This window comes from Pseudomonas sp. NPDC087336 (assembly GCF_044744285.1).
In the GTDB taxonomy this organism is placed as follows: domain Bacteria; phylum Pseudomonadota; class Gammaproteobacteria; order Pseudomonadales; family Pseudomonadaceae; genus Aquipseudomonas.
In genome coordinates this window covers 490,336-502,015 of record NZ_JBIUYA010000001.1, presented here as the reverse complement: position 1 = coordinate 502,015, position 11,680 = coordinate 490,336, and the positions used below count along the sequence as shown (strand labels likewise).

11 protein-coding genes and 1 pseudogene are annotated in these 11,680 nt (G+C 58.6%); 9 read left to right on the top strand and 3 right to left on the bottom strand.

Annotated features, from left to right (window positions below; genetic code table 11):
* Positions 1-90: 90 nt before the first annotated feature.
* The 7 genes from apaG to ACIO0C_RS02270 all read left to right on the top strand — a co-directional run bounded on the left by apaG (position 91) and on the right by ACIO0C_RS02270 (position 8,265).
* Positions 91-471: a Co2+/Mg2+ efflux protein ApaG gene (apaG, locus tag ACIO0C_RS02300; protein WP_008061559.1), complete on the top strand. Its 381-nt coding sequence runs from the start codon at positions 91-93 to the stop codon at positions 469-471.
* Positions 471-1,355 (top strand): symmetrical bis(5'-nucleosyl)-tetraphosphatase, encoded by an 885-nt coding sequence (locus tag ACIO0C_RS02295; RefSeq protein WP_401307245.1) that lies wholly within the window; start codon positions 471-473, stop codon positions 1,353-1,355. The genes apaG and ACIO0C_RS02295 overlap by 1 nt, the downstream gene beginning before the upstream one ends.
* Positions 1,356-1,388: 33 nt before the next feature.
* On the top strand, positions 1,389-1,718 hold the full coding sequence (gene glpE / locus ACIO0C_RS02290; RefSeq protein ID WP_008061556.1) for a thiosulfate sulfurtransferase GlpE: 330 nt from the start codon (positions 1,389-1,391) through the stop codon (positions 1,716-1,718).
* A 296-nt stretch (positions 1,719-2,014) separates the two neighbouring features.
* Positions 2,015-3,937 (top strand): PrkA family serine protein kinase, encoded by a 1,923-nt coding sequence (locus tag ACIO0C_RS02285; protein ID WP_008061555.1) that lies wholly within the window; start codon positions 2,015-2,017, stop codon positions 3,935-3,937.
* Between the two features lie 204 nt (positions 3,938-4,141).
* Complete coding sequence (locus ACIO0C_RS02280) at positions 4,142-5,413, top strand: YeaH/YhbH family protein (RefSeq protein ID WP_020798816.1); 1,272 nt, start codon at positions 4,142-4,144, stop codon at positions 5,411-5,413.
* Positions 5,410-6,972 (top strand): SpoVR family protein, encoded by a 1,563-nt coding sequence (locus tag ACIO0C_RS02275; RefSeq protein WP_008061551.1) that lies wholly within the window; start codon positions 5,410-5,412, stop codon positions 6,970-6,972. Before ACIO0C_RS02280 ends, ACIO0C_RS02275 begins: the two co-directional genes overlap by 4 nt.
* Positions 6,973-7,035: 63 nt before the next feature.
* The gene (locus ACIO0C_RS02270) at positions 7,036-8,265 is read left to right on the top strand and encodes a multifunctional CCA addition/repair protein (protein ID WP_401307241.1); all 1,230 of its coding nucleotides are present in this window, start codon (positions 7,036-7,038) and stop codon (positions 8,263-8,265) included.
* Positions 8,266-8,347: 82 nt separating this feature from the next.
* On the opposite strand, the gene folK is transcribed toward ACIO0C_RS02270, so the two are convergent.
* Positions 8,348-8,866 carry a 2-amino-4-hydroxy-6-hydroxymethyldihydropteridine diphosphokinase gene (gene folK / locus ACIO0C_RS02265; protein WP_401307238.1) on the bottom strand — a complete coding sequence of 173 codons (519 nt, stop codon included), beginning with the start codon at positions 8,864-8,866 and terminating at the stop codon, positions 8,348-8,350.
* Positions 8,857-9,213 (bottom strand): dihydroneopterin aldolase, encoded by a 357-nt coding sequence (gene folB, locus ACIO0C_RS02260; RefSeq protein ID WP_401307235.1) that lies wholly within the window; start codon positions 9,211-9,213, stop codon positions 8,857-8,859. The genes folK and folB overlap by 10 nt, the downstream gene beginning before the upstream one ends.
* 74 nt (positions 9,214-9,287) lie before the next feature.
* On the opposite strand from folB, the gene plsY reads away from it, so the two are divergent.
* Complete coding sequence (gene plsY / locus ACIO0C_RS02255; RefSeq protein ID WP_008061541.1) at positions 9,288-9,857, top strand: glycerol-3-phosphate 1-O-acyltransferase PlsY; 570 nt, start codon at positions 9,288-9,290, stop codon at positions 9,855-9,857.
* Positions 9,858-9,880: 23 nt separating this feature from the next.
* Here the strand turns inward: plsY and tsaD are convergent, their stop codons facing one another.
* Positions 9,881-10,906: a tRNA (adenosine(37)-N6)-threonylcarbamoyltransferase complex transferase subunit TsaD gene (tsaD, locus tag ACIO0C_RS02250; protein WP_401307232.1), complete on the bottom strand. Its 1,026-nt coding sequence runs from the start codon at positions 10,904-10,906 to the stop codon at positions 9,881-9,883.
* A gap of 199 nt (positions 10,907-11,105) precedes the next feature.
* Here tsaD and rpsU point away from each other — a divergent pair.
* Positions 11,106-11,321: pseudogene (rpsU, locus tag ACIO0C_RS02245) on the top strand (30S ribosomal protein S21).
* Positions 11,322-11,680: the final 359 nt, after the last annotated feature.

Genomic DNA, 11,680 nt, shown 5'->3' with positions numbered 1-11,680 from the left:
GCGCCCATGTCTGGTTTACTATCCGATACCTGGCCTAGACTGACATATCAGCTACGTCCCGCGTTCCGCTTCGTTTTTAAGGCCCTTTGCATGTCCGATCCTCGTTATCAGGTCGACGTCAGCGTCGTCACCCGCTATCTGGCAGAACAATCGCAACCCGAGCAAGAGCGTTTTGCCTTCGCGTACACCATCACCGTGAAAAATAACGGCCTGCTACCGGCCAAACTGTTGTCACGGCATTGGGTCATCACCGATGGCGATGGGCATGTCGAAGAGGTCCGCGGCGCAGGCGTGGTCGGCCAGCAACCGCTGATCGATGCGGGCAAAAGCCATACCTACAGTAGCGGCACGGTCATGACCACCAAGGTCGGCACCATGCAAGGCACCTATCAAATGCTCGCCGACGACGGCAAACATTTCGATGCCATCATCGCCCCATTCCGCCTGGCGGTGCCCGGAGCCTTGCACTGATGGCAACCTATGCCGTCGGCGACCTGCAAGGCTGCCTCGAGGCATTGCAATGCCTGCTCAAGAAGGTCGCCTTCGATCCGGGAAAAGATCGTCTATGGCTGGTAGGCGACCTGGTCAACCGCGGCCCGCAGTCGCTGGAAACCCTGCGCTTCCTCTATAGCATCCGTCACTCACTGGTGTGCGTGCTCGGCAACCACGACCTGCACTTGCTGGCGGCCGGGAAGAACATCGAGCGCCTGAAGAAAGCCGACACCCTGCGCGAGATTATCGAAGCCCCCGATAGCGCCGAGCTACTGGAATGGCTGCGCCAGCAAAAACTCATGCACTACGATGAACAGCGCAACGTGGCGATGGTGCATGCTGGCATTCCGCCGCAGTGGTCACTGCGCAAAGCATTGAAATACGCGGCCGAAGTCGAGACGGCCCTGCGTGATGACAACCTGCTGCCGCCCTACCTCGATGGCATGTACGGTAACGATCCGGCGAAATGGGACAGTGACCTCAAGGGCGTGACGCGCCTGCGGGTGATTACCAACTATTTCACGCGCATGCGCTTCTGTACGGCCGAGGGCAAGCTCGACCTCAAGAGCAAGGAAGGCCTGGGCACGGCCCCTGCAGGCTACAAGCCCTGGTTCCAGCACAAGGAACGCAAGACCAGGGACGTAAAGATCATCTTCGGCCACTGGGCGGCGCTGGAAGGCAAGATCCAGGAACCGGGTATGTCGGCCCTCGACACCGGTTGCGTCTGGGGCGGTGCCCTGACCCTGATGAATGTCGACACGGGTGAACGCCTGGCCTGCAAATGCGACGAGCATGGCCATGCCGCCGAACCGCCAGTCGCCCCACGGATTTCCGAACCATCGCCAGTCAGCGCCCCGCGCTAGACTGCACTTTCTGCCGAGCCACAGGAGCCCGCCATGAGCGAATTCAAACGTATTCCCCCGGAACAGGCCCAAGCCCTGCGCGAGCAAGGCGCAGTGGTGGTCGACGTCCGGGATCCTGCAACCTTTGCCGCCCTGCACATCAGCGGCTCGAAGCATCTGGACAACCACTCCCTGCACGCCTTCATCCAGGGTGCCGATCTGGACGCGCCAACCGTGGTGGTCTGCTATCACGGCAACTCCAGCCAGGGTGCCGCCGCCTACCTGATCAGCCAGGGCTTCTCCGACGTCTACAGCATGGATGGCGGTTTTGAGCTGTGGCGTACGACGTATCCTGCGGAAACGGCCCAAGGCACCAGCGAATAATTTTTTTGTCATGCGCAAGCCCCGGCCACCGCGGGCTTGCGCGGCGGCAGACGAACGGTCAGCCACAACTAATTACGTATCTCGCCTTTACCTCCCGAATAAGCAACTATCCTTAAGCGCAGGCCATCCAAAACAGGGGAGAGCCGGTACACCGGCGCACGGGTCATCGGGAGTAGCTTTCGGGGTAGTCAGCTCCGGAAGAGTTCTGGGGGGTAAACAGCGACTGCCTGTTCGGTTGCTGCCAGCATCGACTGAATGATCCGGCGTCGGCTCCACGTATCGAGCGAGGTGACGTCATGAGTATCTTTAGCCACTTCCAACAACGTTTCGAGTCCACACGCCAGGAAGAACTCTCTCTGCAAGAGTATCTGGAGTTGTGCAAAAAGGACCGTAGCGCCTACGTTTCCGCCGCCGAGCGTCTGTTGCTGGCCATCGGTGAACCGGAGCTGCTCGACACCTCGACCAACTCGAGGCTGTCGCGAATCTTCTCCAACAAGGTAATCCGTCGCTACCCGGCCTTTGAAGACTTCCACGGGATGGAAGAATGCATCGACCAGATCGTGTCGTATTTCCGCCATGCCGCCCAAGGCCTGGAAGAGAAGAAACAGATCCTTTATCTGCTCGGTCCCGTCGGCGGCGGTAAGTCGTCCCTGGCCGAAAAACTCAAACAACTCATGGAGCGGGTGCCCTTTTACGCAATCAAGGGCTCACCGGTATTCGAATCGCCCCTAGGTCTGTTCAACGCCACTGAAGATGGCGCGATCCTCGAGGAAGACTTCGGCATCCCACGGCGCTACCTCAACACCATCATGTCGCCATGGGCCACCAAACGCCTGGCCGAATTCGGCGGCGACATCAGCCAGTTCCGCGTGGTCAAACTCTATCCGTCGATCCTCAACCAGATCGCCGTGGCCAAGACCGAGCCGGGAGATGAAAACAACCAGGACATCTCGGCACTGGTGGGCAAGGTCGATATCCGCAAACTGGAAGAGTTCCCACAGAACGACGCCGATGCCTACAGCTATTCGGGCGCACTGTGCCGGGCCAACCAGGGCCTGATGGAATTCGTCGAAATGTTCAAGGCGCCGATCAAGGTACTGCACCCACTGCTGACGGCCACCCAGGAAGGCAACTACAACAGTACCGAAGGCTTGGGCGCGATTCCGTTTACCGGGATCCTGCTGGCCCACTCCAACGAATCGGAATGGCATACCTTCCGTAACAACAAGAACAACGAAGCGTTCATTGACCGGATCTACATCGTCAAGGTGCCGTACTGCCTGCGGGTCAGCGACGAAGTGAAGATCTACGACAAGTTGCTGTTCAACAGCTCGCTGGCCAAAGCCCATTGCGCGCCCGACACCTTGAAGATGCTCGCCCAGTTCACCGTGCTGTCACGCCTCAAGGAGCCGGAAAACTCGAACATCTACTCCAAGATGCGCGTGTATGACGGCGAAAACCTCAAAGACACCGATCCGAAGGCCAAGTCGATCCAGGAGTATCGCGACAACGCCGGTGTCGACGAAGGCATGAACGGTCTGTCGACCCGCTTTGCGTTCAAGATCCTGTCCAAGGTCTTCAACTTCGATCCCCACGAAATCGCCGCCAACCCGGTACACCTGCTCTACGTGCTGGAACAACAGATCGAGCAGGAACAGTTCCAGGCCGAAACCCGCGAACGCTACCTGCGCTTCCTCAAGGAGTACCTGGCACCGCGGTATATCGAATTCATCGGCAAGGAAATCCAGACCGCCTACCTCGAGTCCTACAGCGAGTACGGCCAGAACATCTTCGATCGTTATGTGCTGTACGCTGATTTCTGGATTCAGGATCAGGAGTATCGCGACCCGGAAACCGGCGAGATCCTCAACCGCGTAGCGCTGAACGAAGAACTGGAGAAAATCGAAAAACCGGCTGGCATCAGCAATCCGAAGGATTTCCGCAACGAAATCGTCAACTTCGTTCTGCGCGCCCGTGCCAACAACAACGGCAAGAACCCGACCTGGCTCAGCTACGAAAAACTGCGGGTGGTCATCGAGAAGAAAATGTTCTCCAACACCGAAGACCTGTTGCCAGTCATCAGCTTCAACGCCAAGGCCAGCAAAGAGGACCAGCAGAAACACAACGACTTCGTCACACGGATGGTCGAGCGGGGTTACACCGACAAACAGGTACGGCTGCTGTCCGAGTGGTACCTGCGGGTCAGAAAATCACAATAACCCGCTGCCGGTCAGACCGGTTGTCGTCAGCCAGAGACCTGTGCGTGCTTTTTCTGATACACAGGCCTCTGGAAGGTGTTCGAAAGTCGGTAGCGAGTTCAGGCAGCATCCAAAGCGCTTGGGGGAGCGTTGAATATCCCTTGGCTCTCGGTCCGATGCTGCATCACCGCTCGCCCCTTTCAGGACAGCTTCTAAGGAGCAGTCATGAGCTATGTGATCGACCGACGTCTCAATGGCAAGAACAAGAGCACGGTAAACCGCCAGCGGTTTCTGCGGCGTTACCGTGATCACATCAAAAAGGCTGTCGAAGAGGCGGTCAGCCGGCGCTCCATTACCGATATGGAGCACGGCGAGCAAATCAGCATCCCTGGGCGCGACATCGACGAACCGGTGCTTCACCACGGTCGTGGTGGCAAACAGACCATCGTGCACCCGGGCAACAAGGAATTCACCAGCGGCGAACACATTGCCCGCCCACCCGGGGGTGGCGGCGGCAGAGGGCCTGGCAAGGCCGGCAACTCGGGCGAAGGGATGGACGAATTCGTCTTCCAGATCACCCAGGAAGAATTCCTCGAATTCATGTTCGAAGACCTTGAGCTGCCGAACCTGGTCAAGCGCAACCTGACCGGCACCGACACCTTCAAGACTGTGCGCGCAGGGATCAGCAACGAGGGCAACCCGTCGCGGATCAACATCATCCGTACCTTGCGCTCAGCCCATGCACGGCGAATCGCCCTCTCGGGCAGCAGCCGGGCGAAACTGCGCGAAGCCAAGGAAGAACTCCTGCGACTCAAGCAGGAAGAACCAGACAACTTCGGCGATATCCAGGAACTTGAGGCTGAAATCGAAAAACTCAGCGCACGCATTCATCGCGTACCGTTTCTCGACACCTTCGACCTCAAGTACAACTTGCTGATCAAACAACCCAACCCCAGCTCGAAGGCGGTGATGTTTTGCCTCATGGACGTTTCCGGCTCCATGACCCAGGCGACCAAGGACATCGCCAAGCGCTTCTTCATCCTGCTGTACCTGTTTCTCAAGCGTAACTACGACAAGATCGACGTGGTGTTCATCCGTCACCACACCAGTGCCCGCGAAGTGGACGAGGAAGAGTTCTTCTATTCCCGGGAAACCGGCGGAACCATCGTGTCCAGCGCCTTGAAACTGATGCAAGAGATCATGGCCGAGCGCTATCCGGCCAACGAATGGAACATCTACGCCGCCCAGGCCTCCGACGGCGACAACTGGAACGACGACTCGCCGATTTGCCGCGACATCCTGATCAACCAGATCATGCCATTCGTGCAGTACTACACTTACGTTGAGATCACCCCACGGGAACACCAGGCCCTGTGGTTTGAGTACGAGCGTATCGCCGAAGCCTTTTCCGACACTTTTGCCCAGCAACAACTGGTCTCGGCCGGGGATATCTATCCGGTCTTCCGTGAACTCTTCCAGCGCAGGTTAGTGACATGACCGCCAAAGAGCTGAAGCGCCAACCCATATCCACCGGATCGGAGTGGACGTTCGAGCTGATCCAGGCGTACGACCGTGAAATCAGTCGTATTGCAGCTCGCTACGCGCTCGATACGTACCCTAACCAGATCGAAGTGATCACCGCTGAACAGATGATGGACGCCTACGCGTCCGTCGGCATGCCGCTGGGTTATCACCACTGGTCCTATGGCAAACACTTTCTCAGTACCGAAAAGTCCTACACACGCGGCCAGATGGGGTTGGCCTATGAAATTGTGATCAACTCCGACCCGTGCATCGCCTACCTCATGGAGGAAAACACGATCTGCATGCAGGCGCTGGTGGTGGCGCACGCGTGCTACGGACACAACAGCTTCTTCAAGGGCAACTATCTGTTCCGCACCTGGACCGATGCCAGCTCGATCATCGATTACCTGGTATTCGCCAAGCAGTACATCATGCAGTGCGAAGAGCGCCATGGCATCGATGCGGTCGAAGACTTGCTCGACTCCTGCCACGCCTTGATGAACTACGGGGTCGACCGCTACAAACGTCCCTACCCAATTTCCGCAGAGGAGGAACGGCGCCGGCAAAAGGACCGGGAAGAACACCTGCAGAAGCAGATCAACGATCTTTGGCGCACCATACCCAAAGGCGCGGACAAGTACAGCGACAAGGACAACGCGCGCTTCCCCGCCGAACCGCAGGAAAACATCCTGTACTTCATCGAAAAACATGCGCCGCTGCTGGAGCCCTGGCAGAGGGAAATCGTGCGGATCGTACGCAAGATCGCCCAGTACTTTTATCCACAGCGCCAGACCCAGGTCATGAACGAAGGCTGGGCGACCTTCTGGCACTACACCCTGATGAACGACCTGTACGACGAAGGCCTGGTGACCGACGGTTTCATGATGGAGTTCCTGACATCCCACACCAGCGTGGTCTTCCAGCCTGGTTTCGACAGCCCCTACTACAGCGGCATCAACCCCTACGCCCTGGGCTTTGCCATGTACCGCGACATCCGTCGCATGTGTGAAGAACCTACTGAGGAGGACTATCGCTGGTTCCCGGATATTGCCGGCACCGACTGGCTGGCAGCCATCAAGTTCGCCATGAGCAGCTTCAAGGATGAGAGTTTCATCCTGCAGTACCTTTCACCCAAAGTGATCCGCGACCTGAAGCTGTTCAGCATTCTCGATGACGACCAGAAGGACGATCTGCTGGTACCAGCCATTCACGACGAAGGCGGTTATCGCATCATTCGCGAAACCCTGGCGGCACAGTACAACCTGGGCAATCGCGAACCTAATGTGCAGATCTACAGCATCGATAGACGCGGCGACCGCTCCCTGACGCTGCGCCACCAACAGCACGACCGCAAACCCCTGGGAGAGTCCACCGAGGAAGTGCTCAAGCATCTACATCGCCTCTGGGGCTTCGATATTCACCTGGAAACCCTGCAGGGTGACCAGGTCATGAAAACCCACCATGTGCCACCTAGAGGAGAACACAGCGAAGGCGATTACGGCCGGCTGGACCTGGCCGTCATCCATCTGTGATCCTGTTTGTACCTCCGAACGCTCGACGTAACGGTTATCCTGTCGAGCTAACGGAGGTTTTTCATGCAGATTTATAAAGTTGGCGGTGCCGTACGCGATCGCCTGCTCGGCATACCTGTCACCGACATCGACCGAGTCGTGGTCGGCGCGACCACTCAAGAAATGCTCGCCAAGGGTTTTCGGCCGGTAGGTGCTGACTTTCCGGTGTTTCTTCATCCGAAAACCGGCGAGGAATACGCCCTCGCCCGGACCGAACGCAAAAGTGGACGCGGTTATGGCGGGTTCACCTTCCACGCCAGCCCCGATGTGACCCTCGAAGAAGACCTGATTCGCCGCGACCTGACGATCAACGCGATGGCCGAGGACGATCAGCAGAACCTGACCGACCCCTATCACGGTCAACGCGATCTCGAGGCCCGCGTGCTTCGTCACGTTTCCCCCGCGTTTGCCGAAGATCCACTCAGAGTTTTGCGCGTTGCCCGTTTTGCGGCTCGCTATGCAGATCTCGGCTTTACTGTCGCCCCCGAAACCCTCGAACTGATGCGCCAGCTCAGTGAGTCAGGCGAACTCCAGGCGCTGACGGCGGAACGCAGCTGGAAAGAAATCTCACGCGCCCTCATGGAAAATCAGCCACAGGTGTTCATCGAGGTATTGCGCGACTGCGGTGCGCTCAAAGTGCTGATGCCGGAAGTCGACGCGCTGTTCGGTGTCCCGCAGCCCGCCACCCACCACCCGGAAATCGACACTGGCGTCCACACCCTGAGCGTGCTGCAGCAAGCGGCACGACACCAACAACCACTGACCGTGCGCTGGGCTTGCCTGCTGCATGACCTGGGTAAAGGACTGACGCCAGAGGAGCAATGGCCGCGCCACATCGCTCATGAGTCCAAAGGGCTGAAGCTGATCAAGGCGGTCAACGAACGCTTCAAGGCGCCGAAGGATTGCCAGGAGCTGGCGCTGCTGGTGGGTGAATATCACACCCACGGGCATCGCGCGCTGGAATTGAAGGCATCTACCTTGCTTGAGCTACTGCAGAGCTTCGACATTTACCGTCGGCCGCAACGGTTCGAAGAGTTCATCGCAGCGTGTGAAATGGATGCGCGCGGGCGTAAAGGGCTGGAGCAGAGAAGTTATCCACAGGCGGATTATCTGCGCGGGGCAGCGACGGCCGCGCGTAGCGTGGCAGTTCAGCCATTGCTGGAAAAGGGATTCAAGGGGCCGGAGCTGGGTGAGGCGATCAAGCGAGAGCGGCTCAAAGCGTTGAAGGCTTACAAAGAGACGGCGTCGGGCTGAAAAGCTTCGCGGGCAAGCTCGCTCCTACAGGGATTTCATCGTACCTGTGGGAGCGGGCTTGCCCGCGAAGGCGTTATCACTGTCACAACAAATCCGAAGGCGTCAACTGCTCCCCACGCCACTCAAATGCCACCGGCGCCAACACCTGATCAATCTGCGCTTCACTCCACAAAGTTGCGAAACTCTTGCCAACACCCGGATGCACCCTGTGCGGCGCAATCAGCGACAACGGCCACAACACGAACGCATTTTTAAGAATTTCCGCCCTCGGCAGCACCAAGCCATCGAAATTACCCACCAGGTCACCGAACAGCAAAACGTCGATATCCAGAGGCAAACCTCGGCGATCAGGCGCGTAACGTCCATTATCCGCTTCGATGAATTTAAGCCGGCGATCCAGCTCCATCAGCGGCAAGTCGGTATAGGCCGACACCACGAAATTGAAGAACGGCCCGCTCTTGATCCCCACCGGCTGGCTTTCGAAAACCGCCGAGCAACGTATATCCACCAGAAAACCCGCCAAGGCGTCCAGGCCGGCCTGCAAATGGGTTTCGCGCTCGATGTTGCTGCCGAGCCCGAGATACACCTGAGTCAGCGACATCCGCGCTCGATCTCCACGCCCACGCCCCCTGTAGCGGCAGGAACCGCACCTGGCTTGGTCAGCTTGAGGCGCATCCAGGTGATCTTGAATTCGCTCATCAGCACTTCGACCAAGCGCTCGGCAAAGGTCTCGACCAGCTGGAACTGCGCCTGCTCGGCAAAAGCCTGGACGCGCGATGAAACGCTCGCATAATCAAGCGCCAGGGTCAGGTCATCGCCAGCGGCGGCCGGACGGTTGTCCCAAGCGAAGCTCAGGTCAAGTCGCAAGCACTGTCGGATGCCTCGCTCCCAGTCATAGGCACCGATTATGGTGTCGACTTCCAGGCCCTCGATAAACACTCTGTCCAAGCACTTTTCTCCGCTACACGACAAGGGCGCAATGCGCCGTTAGAATCAGGGCGTCCTCGCCCGGAATGGTTAGCATGTTTTGGTTACTGGCGATCCTCGCCTACCTGCTCGGCTCTCTGTCCTTCGCCATCTTGCTCAGCCGCCTGACCGGTAGCCCCGATCCGCGAATGAGTGGCTCGGGCAATGCTGGCGCCACCAACATGTTGCGCCTGGCCGGCAAGAAACTCGCCATCCTGACCTTGCTCGGCGACCTCTGCAAAGGCCTGCTGCCCGTGCTGGTCGCCGGCAGCGCAGGCTTGTCACTTCAAGACCAGGCCTGGATCGGCGTTTGCGCCGTCATCGGTCACCTGTTCCCGCTGTACTTCCGCTTTCGCGGTGGCAAGGGTGTCGCCACCGCTGCCGGTATGTTGCTGGGCCTATACCCGCCTGCGGCCTTGATGGCCGTCTGCGCCTGGCTGCTGACGTTCTACCTGACCCGCACCAGCTCGCTGGCCGCCTTGATCGCCACACCCTTGACCCTGCCACTGCTGGCCTGGCAAGAGCCGGCAGCACTGCTGCCCATGTGCGCCCTGACCGGCATGATCGTCTGGCGCCACCGAGGCAATCTACGCGACCTGTTCGCCGGGCGCGAACGGCATTTTTAGCCGCCAGGCATGAGCTCACCTCATCACAAGGGCGACAACTGCTCCATCGGCCACCGCGCCTGCACACTGATCGCCAGGCTTTCCTGCTGGCCGGCCTGCAGGCGCTGGCAGCCGGCAAACGCAATCATGGCGCCATTATCGGTGCAGAATTGCGCACGGGCGTAAAAAACATCGCCCTTCATGTCGCCGAGCATTTTTTCCAGAGAGGTGCGCAACGCCTTGTTGGCACTGACGCCCCCAGCGATCACCAGGCGCTTCATGCCAGCCGCTTTCAGGGCGCGCTTGCACTTGATCGTCAAAGTCTCCACCACGGCCTGCTGGAACGCCAGCGAGATGTCGCAACGGGCTTGCTCACCGTCGTCCCCGGCGCTCACACACTGCTGCCAGGTGTTCAGGGCGAAGGTTTTCAAGCCGCTGAAGCTGAAGTCCAGGCCAGGGCGGTCGCACATCGGACGCGGGAAAACGAAACGTCCTGCAACGCCCTGCTCTGCCAGGCGAGCAATTTCCGGTCCGCCTGGATAATTGAGCCCCATCATCTTCGCGGTCTTGTCGAAGGCTTCGCCCGCGGCATCGTCCAGGGTCTCGCCTAAAAGCGTGTACTGGCCGATTCCGTCGACCTGAACCAACTGCGTATGGCCGCCCGACACCAACAAAGCGACGAACGGAAATTCCGGTGGTTGCGACTCCAGCATGGGCGCCAGCAGGTGACCCTCCATGTGGTGCACGCCCAGCGCCGGAATGCCCCAGGCAAAGGCCAGCGCCTGAGCACAGGAAGCACCGACCAGCAACGCACCGACCAGACCAGGACCCGCGGTATAAGCGATGGCGTCGATCTCGGTTGGCACGCAGTCGGCTTCGGCCAACACCTGACGAATCAAGGGCAGCATGCGCTTGACGTGATCACGCGAGGCCAGCTCCGGCACTACACCACCATACGCACGATGCAGGTCGATCTGGCTGAACAGCGCGTCGGCCAGCAGGCCGCGCTCACTGTCGTAAAGTGCGACACCAGTTTCGTCGCAAGAGGTTTCTAATCCCAGTACTAGCATGGGTTTGCGCCTTGTTTAGGCTGAATTCGAAGGCGCGCATAATAGTCGTCGCGTGATGCCCCGACCAGCGGTTTTCGATCAGAGGCTTTGCATTCCGTGCGATGAGGGGTTAACATCCGCAACCCTTAAAAACCGACGTCTTCAAGTGCTCTTTTGCCGCGAGGATGTTGACCCCGGTAATGAATGAAGGTAGCTCTGGATGCCAGCCGTCAAAGTAAAAGAGAACGAACCCTTCGACGTAGCTCTGCGTCGTTTCAAGCGCTCCTGCGAAAAAGCCGGTGTACTGGCTGAAGTTCGTAGCCGCGAATTTTACGAGAAGCCAACTTAAGAGAGAAAGCGTAAAGCAGCAGCCGCTGTTAAGCGTCACGCCAAGAAAGTTCAGCGCGAACAGCGCCGCGCCGTTCGTCTGTACTAATACACAGACGATCGTAGCAAGCTTCTGCCAAGCCCGGCTCTGAGCCGGGCTTATGGCATTTGCGTAAAACGCTTGATGCTTCACTGTCGAAGCCGCAGACGCGACCAAGACAAATCTGCTTCACCGCGTCAGACCTGGCTCTTTTGCCAGCGGTGCACGTCTTTTCTGACGAGCCTTTCAAGGCTACTGACGAGCACACCCACTGATTCCTCTCACGACGATCAGCCCAAGGCACCTGTATGCGTGCCGAAAACGAGCTATCCGAGACCCTTGACGGGTCGCAGCCGGATTCAGCGCAACACTTTCAAACAGTCGAATACTGACAGGTAGTAACGTCAGTGGTTTTTCGGCAGTTACAC